The following is an 18,561-nucleotide window of genomic DNA, read 5'->3' on the forward strand; positions in this document are numbered from 1 at the left end:
CTTTTTATAAGTACTGTCTTTATAAGCGTTGTATGTTACGCAGCTTATGACTTAAGGCTAACTTGTTTCGTTAGGGTAATCACGTATTATAGCGGATGCAATCAGGGTATACCCTAGCGGGGCGATTTTAACACCCGTTTCATACAATAATTAATGCTGTGTCTGCTCGCGAAATGCAGCTATGGCTAAGCTAAGGGCAAACGATTATGTCAATACACTCGAATCCGTATCAGTTCGGGCTGGAGAAGAACGCCGCCAACTTCTCTGCGATGAGTCCTTTAAGTTTTATCGAACGCTCCGCTTTCGTCTTTCCTAACCATCTGGCCGTGGTGCATCAGCACACCCGTCGTAACTGGTCAGAAACCTATGCGCGTTGCCGGCAGTTAGGCAGTGCCTTGGCGCAAAGTGGCATCGGTAAAGGGGATACGGTGGCGGTGATGGCACCCAATCTACCTGAGCTATTTGAGGCGCATTTTGGTGTGCCGATGTGTGGTGCGGTATTAAACGCCTTGAATGTTCGTCTTGATGCCGAAGCCATTGCCTTTATTTTGCAGCATGGTGAAGCGAAGGTCGTCATGGTGGATCGAGAGTTTTCGGATGTCATCGAAAGAGCCTTGAAAATGATCCCCCATAAGCCTTTAGTCATTGATATTGATGATCCTTATTATGAAGGCGGGCAGTTGATTGGCAGCACCGATTATGAGGCCTTTATCGCCAGTGGTGATGCTGACTACAACTGGCAGATGCCTGATGATGAATGGGACGCGATTACCCTGAATTATACCTCTGGCACCACGGGTAACCCGAAAGGGGTGGTGTATCATCATCGTGGCGCTTATCTGAATGCGATGAGTAATATTGTCTCTTGGGATATGGGCCATCATCCGGTGTATCTGTGGACCTTGCCGATGTTTCATTGCAATGGTTGGTGTTTTCCATGGAGTTTGGCGGCATCGGCGGGTGTGAGTGTGTGTCTGCGTCATGTGCGGGCGGATGATATTTACGCCGCTATCAAAGGTGAACAAGTCAATCATTTCTGTAGTGCGCCGATTGTGTTGAATATGCTGAATAACGCCCCAGATGAGATGAAAACGGGTATCCATCATGAGGTGAAGGTCATGACTGCGGGGGCCGCGCCACCCGCCACCGTGATTCAGGGGATGGAGGCGATGGGTTTCAGTGTCACTCATGTGTACGGCTTAACCGAAACCTACGGTCCGTCGGTGGTGTGTGAATGGCATCAAGAGTGGAATACGGGGACTGATGAGGAAATTGCGCGATTGAAATCTCGTCAAGGGGTACGTGCCCCCATGCTCGATGGATTGATGGTGGCTGATCCGAGTACGCTAGAGCCGGTCCCGCAGGATGGCCTAACCCTCGGTGAGATCTTTATGCGCGGTAACTTGGTGATGAAGGGATATCTGAAAAACCCAGTCACGACGGAAGAAAGTTTTGCCGGGGGATGGTTCCACTCTGGCGATCTCGCGGTGTGGCACCCTGATGGCTATATCGAAATCAAGGATCGGTCAAAAGATATCATTATCTCGGGAGGAGAAAATATCTCCTCTATTGAGGTCGAAGATGTGCTTTACCGGAATAAAAGCGTGATGGAAGCCGCGGTGGTTGCAAAGGATGACGAAAAGTGGGGTGAAGTCCCCTGTGCATTTGTCACCCTAAAAGAGGGGGCTGAAGTGTCCGAACAGGAGATTATTGATTTCTGTCGGGACAATATGGCGAAATTCAAAACACCGAAAAAGGTGGTTTTTGGTCCCTTACCGAAAACCTCAACCGGTAAGATTCAAAAGTTTGTCTTACGCGATAAAGCGAATACTTAACCAGTATTCGTTGTGAAAGGCTAAGCCATCGAGGTTCGCTTCAGTGGCTGAGTGTCGCGGCGCAGTATTAACTGACGATACACTTAATCGACACCTGAGCTTGAGATAAGGCTTCAGGTGTCGGCATATCAACAAGCTATGCGTTTACCAAGTGTCGTGACGTTTTCTGCGTTTGGGCAGATAAGGGATCATCAAACCGAGTAATAAGCCGCCAAAGGCGACGAGACCGCCATAGGTAAACCAGCGCATCAGATTGCTCTCATCCATGCCATTGATGGTGCGATTGAGGCTAACAATCTCTTCTTCTAGGGCTGAGACTTTTCCTGCATTACCCGCATTTTGTCCCGCAAGAGTTTGATTTTGCTGTTTTAGAGCTAAAATCTCTTTGGCTTGGATAGCCAGATTCTCTTCGTTTTGGCTTAGCTGTTCTTGCAGCTTAGGATAGCGGTCGGCGAGGCTGGTGCCAGACGATATCTTATCTGCGGGCATCCAGCCCACTTTGCCGCTCGGGGTTTTGATTTGAATGAAATCAGTCTTTTCATTACGGTTGAGAACCGTTATTGGTGTGCCACTGCGTATCCGTCCGGTAATACGATATTCCGTACTTGGACCTCCGTGATAAAAAGTATAGACGTCATCACTGATATAGTTGGCGGCACTTGCCGAGGTGGATAGGGCGGCGGCAAAAAGGCATGCAAGCCATGGCTTTTTTGGGAGTTTATTTGACGAATTCATGATCTTCCTGTTTGTGTAGACGTTCAGCCTTCCCCCCCCTAAAACCGAAACCTGGTTTTCAGGCAAAGCTGGACAGCTATTGACCGGTAAGCAAGCGATAAGTTCAGCGCATGTCTTAATCGCCTATTATACAAGCAATCGTCCAAGGGTTAAGCCTTGATTTTTACGACAACAATTTATCCAGGTAGTGATATACTAGCGCGCGAATTAACCGGTTGCCATCAGGCCCGAATATAAGGAGTTATCATAGTGGCATTTATTCGTTGGTTTCTCGGTAGGATTATCCTGCTATTGAACTTTGTTTTGCGTCCCCGCACGATAAAACGGGACCCTGAGCAGCAGCGCGAGTTAGATCGCCGTACCGCGCATTTGTCGCTCTATCAGTATGAGGCCTGCCCGTTCTGCGTGAAGGTAAGGCGTGCGCTACGTCGCAATGGATTGAATATTGAGTTACGTGATGCCAAAAAAGTTGAGCTGTATCGGCAAGAGTTACAGCAGGGCGGAGGGCGATTGAAAGTGCCGTGCCTACGTATCGATGAAGCCGACGGCGAAGTTCGTTGGTTGTATGAGTCTTCCGATATTATCCATTATCTTGAACAGACCTATGTCACCTCATAATTGAGGGAGACGTGGGAGAAGGAAAAGCAGCGCGAGCTGCTTTTTTTATGCCTGCTGCTAGCGTAGACGAAGGAATTAGGATAACTTATCTGTATATTTAACCAGTACTATTGAAAATGATTTTATACATAGCAGAAAAGCCCAGTCTTGCCCGCGCCATCGCCGATGTATTGCCTAAACCTCATAAAAAGCAGGAGGGGTATATTGAACTGGGTAATGGCGACTGTGTCAGTTGGTGTTTGGGGCACTTGCTCGAACTGGCCGATCCCGCCGACTATCATCCCGATTTTAAGCCTTGGCGTTTCGAGCATCTGCCGATCATTCCTGATGAGTGGAAGTTAAAGCCTCGCAGTAAGACTCGATCTCAGCTGGCAGTCTTGCGCCGTTTGATTCGCCAATCTAAACAGCTGGTGCACGCCGGCGATCCCGACCGCGAAGGACAGCTATTAGTCGATGAGGTGATCAATTATCTCGGGGCGAGTGAGACGAAGAAAAAAACCGCGCGACGGTTACTGATCAGTGACCTTAATCCAAAGGCAGTCAGTGCTGCGTTGCAAAACCTTAAACTCAATTCAGAATTTATACCGTTATCTGTATCGGCCTTAGCGCGCTCTCGCGCGGATTGGATTTACGGCATCAATATGACGCGTGCCTATAGTATTCAGGGCCGCAAGGCCGGTTATCAGGGTGTGTTATCCGTCGGTCGCGTGCAAACACCGCTGTTAGGGCTGGTGGTCAGACGGGATGCAGAAATTGAACATTTTGTCTCCAAACCCTTCTATGAGGTGCAAGCGGTTATCGAAACGCAGGCGGGAGAGCGTTTTAATGCGCGTTGGAAGCCGAGTGAAAGCTGTCAGCCCTATCAAGATGAAGACGGTCGAGTGTTACATCGTAAATTAGCAGAGACTGTCATTAATCGCATTACAGGTCAGCCGGCAGAGTGGGGGAGTCTGACACAAAAACGCAAGCGCGAGAATGCACCATTGCCGTTTAGTTTGTCGAGCTTGCAGATTGAAGCGGCGAAGCGCTTTGGTCTGAGTGCTAAGGCGGTTTTGGATAGCTGTCAGACGTTGTATGAACGGCATAAGCTGTTGACCTATCCGCGCTCTGATTGTCGTTATCTACCAGAAGATCACTTTACGCAGGCGGCGGATGTTATCGACAGTGTCATGCATAATCAGTCAAGCTTAGCGGAGCATCTCCCGCAGATTGATGCTAAGCGGCGTTCAGCGGCCTGGAATAATAAAAAAGTCAGCGCCCACCATGCGATTATTCCGACCACGCGACAGGCAAATTTGGCTTCACTGAGTGACACTGAGCGTAAGCTCTACATCTTAGTGAGCCGTTATTATCTCGCGCAGTTTATGCCGCCCTACGAATATTATGATACTCGCGTGGACCTGCGTATTGCGGGTGGTCAGTTTATTGCTAGTGCTCATCAAACTCAGCACCTCGGCTGGAAATCGCTACTCTCGGAGACAGCCGAAAAGCATAGTCGCTTACCGCCTCTGAGTGAGGGGCAGCCGTTGACCTGTATTGAGGGCGTGTTGGAAGAAAAAAATACTCAACCACCGAAATACTTCACTGATGCGACGTTATTGGCGGCGATGACGGGGATTGGTCGTTATGTGACTGATCAGGCGATTCGTAAAGTATTGAAAGAAACCGATGGGTTAGGTACCGAGGCGACGCGTGCGGGGATTATCGAGCTGTTATTTAACCGTGGTTTTCTTCAGCGTGAGGGTAAGGCGATCAGTTCTACGGAAGTGGGGCGGGCGCTCATTAACTGTTTACCTAATAGTGCAACAACACCGGATATGACGGCCCTTTGGGAGTCGGAATTAGGCCGAGTGTGTCAGCAAGAGGCGAGTTATAGCAGTTTCATGCAGCCGTTGGCCGTACGACTTCGGGAGTTGATTTTGCAGTCGTCTCAAGTGGTCATTCCGGATACGCTTAAGGCGCTCAGTCCTAAACCAAAGCCAAAGCGGCGTACCAGCCGAACGAGTACGCGTAAGCCCGTCAGTGGTGCTAAGCGTGCATCAGCGAAAACTAAAAAACCGAGTAAGCCGAGAAAAACAACGTCTGGCAAAGGATAAGTGGCCTTGAAGGCTAGCCATGAACGGATATTAAAAACGGTGCCTTGGGCACCGTTTGAACGTGTTTGCGGGTGATAAGCCTAGCCGCCTAACAAAAATTATTTAAACCAGCTTAGGCTCATGCCAGTTGATGCATTTAAGAAATTTATGGCCGGGGTAAAACTTACCGTCCTTACCGGTTTGGTCTTCTGCCGATTTAATAAAGGCTTCGGGTAACTCTCCTCCACGGTAAACGTTAAGCCCTACTTCGGTACGGTAATACGCCAGTGTTTGCTCGACTTCATCCTCTGTTTTGCACAGTTTAGATAGGTTGCTGGCCTGTACCGCGGACATATCGGTATCGGCATCAATACCGAGGATATGCGCCATACCATAGGTGACGACCAGAATATCCGCGACTGCATCACGTACTTCGGACATATCCTGATGATTGATACCTTCCACCAATTCAGCGAGTTCTTCCTGAATCAGGTGTAGCTGCTTGCCGGCCTTTTCCCAGTCAGGATTTTGTAAGTCGCCTTTTAGGTTGCCGAAGACAGTGTTTAGATAAGATACGTCGGTGAAATTACTCATTGTGCTGTGTATACCGTTGACAGTTAAAAACGGCTTATATGATGACGCTTTAATCACCGAATCGCAATTTTCAATAGCCAATTTTCAATCGCTGTGTATAAAACAGATTGAGCGTAATTAATGGATCTATAATCAGAGGGTTATGATTAAAGTTCATTGTTTGGCGTTTGCTTATGAAACTGTTTGATGCGGTTTTACATAACGTTATATTCGTATATATTGAGATGACAAATTATGACACATCATAATCAGTTTATGTTGGCATCTGCTGTTGAGTCCATGGATTGGTGTGTCTCTATATAGGGAGTGAGTATGAATCACGTGTATCGCGTTGTATGGAATCACGCAAAGCGTGTTTGGCAAGCCGTTTCAGAACATGCTACCGCTAAGGGTAAGGTTGCTTCTGAGCGTCGACTCAATAAACATACTCATTCTGCTGAGGCCGTGCCATCCGCATCGCTACAGCATCGGCGAAGCTCGGCGCTGTTAGCCCTCGAACCTCGTATTATGTTGGATGCTGCTGGTGTCGCGAGCGGTGCTGAAATCCTGATCGATCATGACAGTGAGCCGACTGCCGTGGCAGAGCCTTCGCCCGTTGATGATGCTTTAATAGCGACGTTGAGTGACGTCGATCAGCCTCTTGCCGTGTCGCCGACTCAAGATGAAAACATGTTGCTTGATTCGATCGGTAGTGATGCTGATCGGCTAGAGATTGTTTTTGTTGACGCCTCCATCGATCAATATGAAAGTTTAGTTAGCGCAGTGTCTGAGGGTGTTGAAGTCGTTATTATCGATGCCTCAGGTGATGGCTTAGAGCAGATAGCAACTTACTTGCAAGGCCGAACGGATGTCGATGCCATACATATTCTTTCACACGGTGAAGAGGCTGAAGCTACGATAGGTACCACGGTACTCAACGCCGATACGATGAATGATTATCGCGCGACATTGACGGCTATCGGTGCTTCGCTTTCTAACGAGGGTGATATTCTCCTATATGGTTGTCGAGTGGCGGCGACCGATGGTGCTTTGTTTGTTGATGAACTGGCGCTGCTGACCGGTGCCGATGTGGCCGCGTCTGATGATTTGACCGGCGCGACTGCCCTTGGAGGAAACTGGGAACTAGAATATCAAACCGGTGACATTGATACGGCCTATGCGTTCGATAGTGAAGCGTTAGCCACGTTTGACGGTACGCTAGCGCCTCCCGTCATTAGCACACCTGATGCACCAACCATCAATGAAGATAGTCGTTATGACTTTTCTGGTTTTGCCATTACCTATGATGGCACAGAAGAGAATTTTGAAGCGCTAGTCACGCTAGTCGATTCAGACAACGGAAATATAATTGACGGGGGCTATGCCGGATCACAAATATTGTCACAAGGTAGCCTCTCAGGTATTAACGATTTTCTGAATGGATTGAGCTTTGAGGCTGCCTCTGATTTTAATGGTAGTGTTAGTGTTACCATTGAGATTAACGTCTATAGCGGTAATTATAGCGGCGATCCTGCGGCGACCAATAATGCTTCTTTAACGATCAATGTTACCTCTGTCAATGACGCGCCGTCTGGAACCGATAACAGTATCACCATTTCTGAAGATGGCTCGCATACCTTTAGCGCGGCAGACTTTGGATTTAGTGATCTCTCCGATACCCCTGCGGATCTGTTCGATGCGGTTATTATCACGAGCTTACCGTTAAACGGCACACTGACTAATAATGGGGTCGCTATCACGACGTCAGGGCAATCGGTGTCAGTTGCCAATATTAACGCTAATTTGTTGATCTTTACCCCCAGCGCTGACGCCAATGGTGATGATTACGGTAATTTCACTTTCCAAGTCGTGGATGATGGTGGAGTTGCTAACGGCGGTGTTAATACTGACGCTAGCGCCAACACCATGACGCTGAATGTACTATCGGTGAATGACGCCCCCACCACTGAAGATGCGGCTATTAGCGTCGACAAAAATGCTTCTCAGACGCTCAGTCTAGTAGCGGATGATGTCGACGGTGTTGATGATATTGTTCAATATCAAATTGTTAATATAGATAACCTTAATGGCGCGTTACTCAATAGCAGTGGTGTTGCCTTGAGTGCAGGCGATTTACTGACAGTGGCAGAAGCCACTGACATGACGTATACGCCGACAGAAAACTATAGCGGTGATGCCAGCTTTACTTTCCAAGCGATTGATGCCACCGGTGGTGCTGGTGGGACGAGTAATATCAGTACGCTGAGTATTACTGTCAATTCAGTTAATATTGCGCCGGTGCTGGTGGTGCCAGCCGATCAGATTGTTGCTGAAGATACGAGTTTAACGTTAGCGGGTATCTCTGTATCTGATGTGGATGCCGGTGATGCAACGATTCAGATCACGCTGAGTGCCGATAATGGTAATATTAACTTTGTTGATAGCAGCGGTTTAAGTAGTGTTAGCGGTAATAATAGCCACAGTGTCACCGTGCAAGGTAGTGTCACGAGTATTAACGCTGCCTTGACGAGTGCCAATCTAACCTATACCCCAGATGCGGATTATCCTAACGCGACCGTGGCGGCCACCGACACGATCACCGTTGTTGCCAATGATCTCGGTAACACGGGTGGTGCACAAAAAACAGACACACAAAGCTTCATAGTGACGGTTAATCCGCTTCCAGATACACCGGTCACGGCTACGGTCAATTTATCGGCGGTTGATGAAGATACGCTGGACCCCGAAGGGGAGACCGTGGCGGACCTGATGAGTGGCCATTTCTCCGATGCCGACATGAACACGTTGGCGGGCATTGCCATCAGTGTTAATCCGGATAACAGCGATAAAGGTGAGTGGCAGTATTCAGCCGATCAGGGCGCGTCTTGGCAAGCCGTGGGCACGGTGTCATCAGCCTCTGCATTGCTGCTAGATACGACGGCATTGCTTCGCTTTGTGCCTGAAACTAATTGGAACGGAACCCCCGCGAGCCTGACTATTCATGCGATTGATAATAGCGGCAGCAACGGGGATAACGTCAGTCGCAGCTATTCTAGTAACGGTTCACGGCTAACCACCGATGTTAGCAGTGGCGAGACCGATATTGATGCCACTGGGGCAGCCCTGACGACCAGTATTACGGTTATTGACGATCCCTCCGTGATGGTCGCTGATGAGTTAACAGTACTCGAAGATAATATCGCTAGCGGCAATGTGCTTAGTAATGATGTTGATGTTGATAATAGTCTCGAAATAACCAGTTTTCAGGTCGCTGATGATGTCACTGTTTACAGTGCGGGTGATACGGTGAGTATTACCGATATCGGCTCACTCGTGATAGCGACAAATGGTGACTACACGTTTACTCCTTTAGTGGATTGGAACGGCACGGTTCCTCAGATTACCTATACCGTTAATACCGGCTCTACCAGTACACTCGATCTTAGTGTTAGCTCAGTGAATGATACCCCCGCGCTTTACGTCCCGGGTGATACCACGCCAGCAACGGTAACTCTGTCGGCAAACGTCGCAATTATCGGTGGATCATTAACTTTTTCGACAGATCAGATAACGGTTATCGATCCTGATAATGCCGATAAACAGTTGGTGTTCCGTTTAGAAAGTTTGCCCGTGTCGGGAGAGCTAACCCTGAACGGCTATGGTGTCGCAGTTGGTACCGTCTTTAATTACACTCAACTCGATCAGTTGGTGTATACCCATGATGGCAGTGAGTCAGTAACGGATACATTTAGTGTTAGTTTAAGGGATGGTGCGGGAGGTGTGGTTAGTGCAACCGCTATCGATCTAACGATCGGTGGGGATAATCTGGCTCCCACCAGTATCGGTAACCTGAGTTCAACAATTTACGAAGACCCTCTGATCTCCTCATCGAGTAATGATGGCGTAGCTATTAGTGCGCTATCGGGTTATCAGTTTAGTGATCCCGATGTAGGCGCAACCGTTGGCGGAATTGCGATCGTATCGAATCTTGCCAGTGCGGCCGAAGGCGTTTGGCAGTATTCAACCGGCGATTCAAGCTGGTCTGATATCGGTTCTGTCAATGATACTGGTGGCGCGTTAGTGTTATCAAGTTCGACGCTGGTAAGGTTTGTGCCTGCGGCGGATTATAACGGTACACCGACATCGCTCACCATTCGGGTGTTAGATAATACCTATGAGGCGGGTGTTTCGAGTAGTGATTCTGGCGGCGAAACACGCGTATTGGTCGATACCTCTACGCGTGGTGGCGCGACCGCCATTGCAGCTAGCAGCAACACGCTGGGTATTAATATCATTGCGGTTAATGATGACCCTACGTTAGCCGTGAATGCCGGCGGGGATTTAAATTCGAGTAATGCGCAAACGCTGACTCCCAGCGGAGACTCGAACTTTCCAACATTAGTCATAACTGAGACGATGTTACAAGCGGATGATATTGATTCCCCCGATAGCGACCTAACCTTTACCCTGAAGAGTCAACCCACGCAGGGCTATATCGCGCGTTTTCAAGATGGTGAATGGGTTAAATTATTAGTCGGCGCCAATTTTACTCAAGCAGATATTGCTGCGGGTAGCGTTCGTTATATCTTGACTGAAACGATCAGTGACAACACCACCGATGCGTTTGATTTTACAGTAACGGATGGTGATACTCGGATTAAACCCACCGAGCGTCCAGGCGGTATTTATGCCGATGAGGTTGCTTCTACCGCACTAACCGTATTGACCTTTAGCATCAATGTCGATGCTTCTACACCGGCGCCCGTGACTGGCACCTACACCCCATCAGAAACATCGGCCGGCGCGAATGCGGCACCCATAGTAACCACTGGCACGCTGAGTCTTTCTGAGGGGGATACTAACGTTGTTATCACCACTGACGTGCTCAACGCGACGGATAGCGATAGCGACGCTGCTGAGCTGCAGTTTTCTCTCGTTAACTTGCCTACCAGTGGTACGCTTCGTCTCAATGGCGCTGCGCTAACGATTAATAGCACCTTCACGCAGGCGGATGTGAATAATGGCTTACTGACGTTTAGTCATGATGGTAGTGAAGATTTTATTGATCAGTTTAGGTTTTTTGTCACCGATGGTAATAATGTTACCAGTGTCAGCACTGCGCTGATCGATACTACGCCGATTAATGATCGACCGGTTATTGATGCGGTTGATAGTGTTGATGTGTTAGAAGGTGGCTCTGTCGTGCTACAAGGTGGCACCCTGTTCCGTAATGTTGACGGCTTGCCCGTCGATGCCGTTATAGGTGCGCGCGACGCAGATGGTGGTGGCGATCGCAGTGATGGCTTCGCGGCGGTTAATAGTCTGACTTATACCGTCAGTACCTTGCCTTTGTATGGCGAGCTTCGGCTCGAAAATGATGGTGAAACCTACGCTGCCGATGACGCCAGTACCTACACTGTGGTTACTGACACAACGGTTATCAGTGCTGCTAAGCTGAATGCCGGTCAGCTTTATTATATCAATGATGGTGATGAGAATACTGCGGATAGCTTAACGTTTACAGTTAACGATAATTCAGGCGCCACCAATGCCTCCGCGAGTACGGTGTTAGCGATTAGTATTATCCCCGTAAACGATGACCCAGTATTGGATGTCAACGCTGAATTTACGCTATATGAAGGGCAGACTAAAACGCTGACGGTGGCCGAGTTGCTTGGTACTGATAGCGATAATGCCGATGATGAAATCCAGTTTCGGATCTCCAGTGATGTAAGTTATGGACAGCTATTGCGTGGCTCAGATCAATTAGGTGTCGGTAGTTCATTTACTGTGGCTGAGTTAAAGGCGGGCGAGATAAGCTATCGTCATGATGGTTTAGAAAGCACTGCCGATCAGTTTGATTTCGTCCTATCTGATGGTGGGGGTGGCAATGAGCCCGCCGGTACGTTCCAGATTGAGATTCTGTCCGTTAATGATTCGCCAACGATTACACTGCCAGAGGCGCGCACCGCAGTGGAAGAGCAGGCGCTGCTGATTACCGGTATCAGTATTGCCGATCCTGACAGTGTTGCGACCAACCTGAGTGTTGATGAGTCGTTCGGCCCGTTGACGGTCACCTTGACCGCGGGCAATGGTGTTTTGAACCTAACGGCCTCAGGCGATGCTGTGATTACGGATAATGGCACATCAGTGGTGTCTATCACGGATACTTTAGGTGATCTGAATGCGACGCTGGCGAGTCTGAGTTATACCGGCAATCTCAATTATGTCGGTGCCGATACCATTCAAGTGGTCGTTAATGATGGCGGTAACACGGGGGCTGACCCTGACAGTGCGGCGGTCATCGCTGCGATACCGGATAGTGCCGGTGATGGCAGTGCCGTTACCAACGAGACGGCAACGGCATTGCTAAATATCACCGTTATTGCGGTGAACGATGCACCGGTTAACACCGTACCGGGGGGGCAAAGTGTTAACGAAGATGAATCACTGACTTTCACTGCCGGCAATGGGATTACTGTATCTGACGCTATCGACACCGATCAAGGTGGCGATGATCAGTTGAGTACGACGGTTAGCGTCACTTACGGTACCCTCAGTGCAACAACCGGCGATGCAACGATTACCGCTAATGGCACTGCGAGCGTGACTATTACCGGTACAGCCGCACAGGTGAATGCGGCGCTCGATGGCCTTATTTATACCCCTGATGCACATTACAACGGCGCCGATACGTTAACCGTATTGACCAGTGATCTCGGTAATACGGGCATCGGTGGTGTGCTGACAGATACCGATACCATCGCGATTACCGTTAATCCTATCAACGATGCCCCGATCGCAACGGCGACCACGCTAGCAGCGGTTGATGAAGATACCTTAGACCCCGCAGGGGAAACCGTCGCGTCGTTATTCGCTGGCTCTTACAGTGATGCAACTGATACCGTCAGTGGAGGCTCAACAGGCACCGCACTGGCGGGTATCGCTATCACCGCCAATGCCGAAGATGGCAGCAATGGTCGTTGGCAATACAATGAGGGTAGCGGTTGGATTGATGTGCCGACCGATGGCTCTTTGTCTGACACCAATGCATTGGTTATCGCCGCGACAGCCAGCATTCGTTATAAGTCGGATGTTGCAAATGATAACGGTGCTGTGGGCAGTCTGACTATCCGACAGTCCGATGGAACAGCATTGGCAACAGGGCTGGAGGATATCACGGCAGCCATCGGCGGCAGTGGAGGATGGTCCAATGCTGTCGCGTTATCAACCAGTGTCACCGCGGTTAATGATGCACCGGTGTTAACCATCACTACTACCAGCTATAGCGGTACAGAAAATATTGCCCTAGATCTAAGTTCGGCGGGTATCAGCCTGACCGATGTCGAAGCCAGTCGTAACGAAGGCAGCGGCGCCAATCAGGGCAAGGTTCAAGTGACACTGACGAATGACGATGGTGCAATACAGGTTGCTACCGGCGGCGGTGCGTCGATCATCGGTAATGATAGTGGTAGTGTCAGCATTACCGGCTCGCTTACCGAGGTAGAGACTGCGTTGGCTGGCCTCACCTATACGCCGGGTGATAATCCCGATACCACTGAGGTTATTTCGGTGGTGCTAAGCGACCTCGGAAATAATGGAAGCGGTACGACTACCGCCGCCACCGATAGTAGCAGTATTACTATTTCGGTTAGTCAGGCGAATGATGCCCCCGTTGCCTCAGGCAGTGCAACCCTCGCTGCGGTTTATGAAGATGCCGGCGCTGTCGATCCCATTCCTAATTCCGGCGGCTATACGGCGGCCAGTGGCGCGACGGTGAGTAGCTTATTCAGTGCGAACTTCAGTGATGTCGATACCAAAGACAGTCATTATTCATTGGCCGGTATAGCAATTGTGGCTAATGCGGAAGATGGTACAAACGGTCACTGGGAATATTCCACCGATGGTGGCACTAATTGGGTTCAGGTGCCGACGAGTGGTTTGAGTACCAGTAATGCGCTAGTTTTAGGTGTCTCTGCGAATGATTTGATTCGCTTCCAACCCGATGCCGCCGATTACAACGGTACGCCTGATAGCTTGAGTGTTCATCTTTCAGATGGCTTTAACTTAACAACCGGATCAGGTGTTGATATAGCGTCAGCCATCGGTTCACCGGGTGGCTGGTCAACGGATACGGTGACGCTCAATACCACGGTGACCGCCGTCAATGATGCTCCTATCATTGCTGATCTAGATGGCGACGTGATTGCCTTTGTTGAAGCAGTGGGGGTTAATGTCGCGGGTACGGCGGTGTTGCTCGATAGCGCGACGGCCGCTTCATTGACGGATATCGAGCAAAGCCTTTCTCCGACAACAAGCTTTAACGGCGCAACACTTACGGTTGCACAGCAGGGTGGTGCCGATACAAGCGACTATTTCGTTATTCAAGTGGGGGTCAATGATATCTCCATCAGCGGAGGGTTCACTGAACCTTCAGGGCTCAAGCTGTTTAATAATGGTTCATCCGTCAATTATTTGGGTGAGAGTGTTGCAACGCTGACCAATAACAGTCAGGACGGTACTCTACAGGTGACATTTAACGCCAATGCGACTCAAGCGGCGGTTGATGCCATCATTCACAACCTTGCGTATTCCAACGATAACGATCTATTGGTGGCGGGTGATAAGTTTATTGATATCACTTTCAATGATGGCAACGCTGAAAGCGGTAACGATCAAGGCGTTGGTGGCGCACTGGCGACCACGGCAACGGTGCAAATTACCCTATCACCCAGTAATGATTCCCCAACGGTTGATGCTGATTTCACCATTGTTACCAGTGAAGCGGCAGCCGATGTTGTAACGAGTATTGCCGACATGCTCTCGTTGACGGACCCAGACGGAGTGACAGGTAATACTTTGGCGGGGGTTGCGCTATCAGCGTACAGTGATTTGCTGGATGGCGAATGGTGGGTTGATCTAGATGGCGGTAACGATAGCTGGGAGTTGTTAAGTACTTACGACACCGGTATAGGGGGCATTTCAAGTACGAATGCTCTACTGCTTAGCGCCTCAGCGCAGGTGAAATTTGTCGCCGCTGATGACAATACTAATACCGATGGCGCCTCGCTGCCAAGTCTGACGGTTTATGGTGTTGAAAGCCTGATTCCGGATAGTGCAGCGGAGCCGACCCCAGTGATCGGCGCATTCTCAGCCGCAGGGGCCCTGACCGCCTATGATACAACGGCGGACACGCTCGAATCACGCGTTTCAGATACCAGTCGAACTATCTATGTACAAATCGATGCGCGCAATGATGCACCAAGTCTAAGTGCGACACCGTTTAGCGGTTCTCTAACAGAATCGTCAGTCGTGGGTATCGGCACGCCGTCTCAGGCATTACTGACCAGTGTGAGTATTTCCGATCCCGATCTTGCAACAACTGATACACTAACAGATACGGTGTTTGGGGCGGGTACGATTACTGTCAGTCTGACGGACCGAGTGGCCGGTGATAAATTTACCTTAGCCGGAGGGCTAGGCGTCGCCGATGGCGTGGCTTCCACTAGCGGTGCTGATGTGGCTAGCGGCGATTATGTCATTCAATTGACCGATAGCGCTAGTTTGACACAAGTGACGGCAATTCTTGAAGCGATTAGTTTCGAGCAAACCAGCGATAACCCGCCAGTGGGTGTGCGTGCTTATACGGTGACGTTGAGCGATGAGAATAATATCGACGCGGATGGCGATACGGCGGGTGGTCCAACCACGCTGTCGACAACCTTAAGTGGCGGCAGTATTGAAGTCATCGAAAAGAATGATCCGCCAACCTTAACCGTCACATCAACGAACCCGACTTATACAGAAAATTCGGCCGCAGAGCCGTTGTTTAGTGCCGCTGATGTTGATGTTATTCAGCCAGGACAAACGTTGATTGAACTGCAATTGACGGTTAGCGGTTTAGTGGACGGCAATGATGAAAAACTCTTCATCGACGGCACTGAAATATCATTGGTAACGACAGGCCCGACCGCTACGGCAACCAATAGCGGCAGCGTGTCGGTGAGCCTATCAGGTGATACCGCAACCATTGTGTACAGTCACACGACCGGCTTGACGGAAGCGCAAACCAACACCCTAATCGACAGTTTAGCGTATCGTCATAGTAGTGAAGACCCCGTCTCCGGCGATCGCGTGGTTACCTTAACCAGCCTTCAGGATAGCGGCGGTGAAGATGACACTCGGACATTTGCGTTTGTATCGACAGCAACGGTGGTTCCCGTCAATGATGCGCCGGTGATCACCGATGGGCCGGATAGTGTCAGCCTTAATGAAACCGATACGACGCTGAGCGCGGCGGGTAGCTTGACGGTAGAGGATCTAGATTTCACCGATATAGTCACCGCGACGCGAACCCTAGCCGTGAGCGGCACGTCAGATCGTTCGGATAGCGCTGCGCCATCGGATACCGATCTGTTGGCGATGTTAACCCTCACGCCGACGACCATCTTAGACGGGAGTACTACCAGTGCTAGCTTAGCGTGGAGTTTTGACTCCGGTAGCGAGACCTTTGATTACCTCGCCACAGGCGAGACACTGATCCTGACCTATACGGTGCAGGCCACCGATGATGATGGTACACCGCTAAATGACACTGAAACGGTCACCATAACGATTACCGGTACTAACGATGCGCCGGTGATCAGCGATGGGCCGGATAGTGTCAGCCTTAACGAAACCGATACCACACTGAACGCGACGGGTAGCCTGACGGTAACGGATGTTGATACCACCGATATTGTCACCGCGACGCGAACCTTAGCCGTGAGCGGCACGTCAGATCGTTCGGATAGCGCTGCGCCATCGGATACCGATCTGTTGGCGATGTTAACCCTCACGCCGACACCCGCTTTAGACGGCAGTACCGCAACGGCTAGCTTAGCGTGGAGTTTTGACTCCGGTAGCGAGGCTTTTGATTACCTCGCCACAGGCGAGACATTGATCCTGACCTATACGGTGCAGGCCACCGATGATGATGGTACACCGCTGAATGACACTGAAACGGTCACCATAACGATTACCGGTACCAACGATGCGCCCACTATTTCAGCAACCCCCGCGACAGCAACCTTGATTGAAGCAGGTGGCCTGGCGAACGCTACCGCCGGCATCAACAGCTCAAGTATTACCCTGACGAAAGGAGATGTTGACGGAACCGCAGAATATGATCTGGGTAACTTGGCGATTAATGGCTGGAGCAGTGCCGATGGGGGCATCAGCTTCACCAAAACGGGCACTTATGGCAGTGCGACCCTAACCGTTGCGACGGGCGTGATGAGTTATACACTCAATGACGACGATAGTGATACTCAGGCATTGAATGTTGGGGATAGCGTTACGGATAGCTTCACGGTACAGGTAACCGATGGCTCCTTGACGGCCAATGTTGCCGCCGTCTTCACCATTAACGGAACTAATGATGCTCCGATACTGGCCACAGTGACCAGCGGTTCGATTGCCGAACTGGATCAGTCCAGCACAACCACAGACGCTAACCTCAGCGGCACCTTGAGTGGCGCGGATGTCGATGATGGCGACACCCTGACTTACGGTATTGATACCGGGGCGGTCACGGGTACCACGGCCACCTTGGCGGGGACTTACGGCACCTTAACCTTAGATACGGTGAGCGGTGCTTACAGCTACAGCAAAGACGCCGCTGCGATCGAAGCCTTGGATGCGGGCGATGCTGTTAGCGATCTGTTTACCTTAACGGTCACCGACGCGGATGGTGCCTTGGTCACGCAGACCTACACGGTCAATGTCACCGGTGCCGATGATGCACCGACCCTGGATGCGATCACCAGCGGTTCGATTGCTGAAGTGGATCAATCCAGTAGCACGACCGATGCTAATTTGAGCGGCACCTTAAGTGGCGCGGATGTCGATGGTGATACCTTAACCTACGGTATTGCTACCGGATCGGTGACGGGTACCACGGCCACCTTGGTCGGCACTTACGGCACCTTAACCTTAGATACGGCTAGCGGTGCTTATAGCTACAGCAAAGACGCCGCCGCGATCGAAGCCTTGGATGCAGGTGATACCGACAGTGATCTGTTCACCCTGACGGTCACGGATGCGGATGGTGCCTTGGTCACGCAGACCTTTACCGTCAACGTCACCGGTGCGGATGATGCACCGACCCTCGATGCGATCACCAGCGGCTCGATTGCCGAAGTGGATCAATCTAGTTCGACTACGGACGCGAATCTCAGCGGCACCTTAAGTGGCGCCGATGTCGATGGTGATACCTTAACCTATGGTATTGATACTGGGACGGTCACGGGTACCACGGCGACCTTGGCGGGGACTTACGGTACGCTAACCTTAGATACTTCCACCGGTGACTACAGCTACAGCAAAGACGCCGCTGCGATCGAAGCCTTGGATGCGGGCGATGCTGTTAGTGATCTGTTCACCCTGACCGTGACGGATGCCGACGGCGCTCTGGTCACGCAGACCTTTACCGTCAATGTCACCGGTGCCGATGATGCACCGACCCTCGATGCGGTTACCAGCGGCTCGATTGCCGAAGTGGATCAGTCCAGCAGCACGACCGATGCGAATTTGAGCGGCACCTTAAGTGGCGCCGATGTCGATGATGGCGACACCCTGACTTACGGTATTGATACCGGGGCTGTCACTGGTACCACGGCGACCTTGGCGGGGACTTACGGTACGCTAACACTGGATACGGCGAGCGGTGACTACAGCTACAGCAA

At 50.5% G+C, this 18,561-nt stretch carries 6 protein-coding genes; 4 read left to right on the forward strand and 2 right to left on the reverse strand.

What is annotated here, in order from left to right; all coding sequences use genetic code 11:
• Nucleotides 1-206: 206 nt before the first annotated feature.
• The gene (locus Q4488_RS02775; protein ID WP_303578929.1) at nucleotides 207-1,835 is read left to right on the forward strand and encodes an acyl-CoA synthetase; all 1,629 of its coding nucleotides are present in this window, start codon (nucleotides 207-209) and stop codon (nucleotides 1,833-1,835) included.
• A 144-nt stretch (nucleotides 1,836-1,979) separates the two neighbouring features.
• Here Q4488_RS02775 and Q4488_RS02780 read toward each other — a convergent pair whose 3' ends face one another.
• Nucleotides 1,980-2,570, reverse strand: coding sequence for a TIGR04211 family SH3 domain-containing protein (locus tag Q4488_RS02780; protein ID WP_303578930.1), 591 nt, complete (start codon nucleotides 2,568-2,570; stop codon nucleotides 1,980-1,982).
• Between the two features lie 249 nt (nucleotides 2,571-2,819).
• Here Q4488_RS02780 and Q4488_RS02785 point away from each other — a divergent pair, with 249 nt between their 5' ends.
• Both Q4488_RS02785 and Q4488_RS02790 read left to right on the forward strand, forming a co-directional pair.
• A complete protein-coding gene (locus Q4488_RS02785; protein WP_303578931.1) occupies nucleotides 2,820-3,188 on the forward strand; it encodes a glutathione S-transferase N-terminal domain-containing protein in 369 nt (122 codons plus the stop codon).
• Nucleotides 3,189-3,304: 116 nt separating this feature from the next.
• A complete protein-coding gene (locus tag Q4488_RS02790; RefSeq protein WP_303578932.1) occupies nucleotides 3,305-5,284 on the forward strand; it encodes a DNA topoisomerase III in 1,980 nt (659 codons plus the stop codon).
• A 102-nt stretch (nucleotides 5,285-5,386) separates the two neighbouring features.
• Here Q4488_RS02790 and Q4488_RS02795 read toward each other — a convergent pair whose 3' ends face one another.
• Nucleotides 5,387-5,857, reverse strand: coding sequence for a nucleoside triphosphate pyrophosphohydrolase family protein (locus tag Q4488_RS02795; protein WP_303578933.1), 471 nt, complete (start codon nucleotides 5,855-5,857; stop codon nucleotides 5,387-5,389).
• Between the two features lie 312 nt (nucleotides 5,858-6,169).
• On the opposite strand from Q4488_RS02795, the gene Q4488_RS02800 reads away from it, so the two are divergent.
• Nucleotides 6,170-18,561: cadherin-like domain-containing protein (locus tag Q4488_RS02800; protein WP_303578934.1), on the forward strand; the 12,392-nt coding region annotated here is incomplete at its 3' end.

Origin of the sequence: Amphritea sp. 1_MG-2023 (genome assembly GCF_030547545.1) — a bacterium.
Taxonomy (GTDB): Bacteria; Pseudomonadota; Gammaproteobacteria; order Pseudomonadales; family Balneatricaceae; genus Amphritea.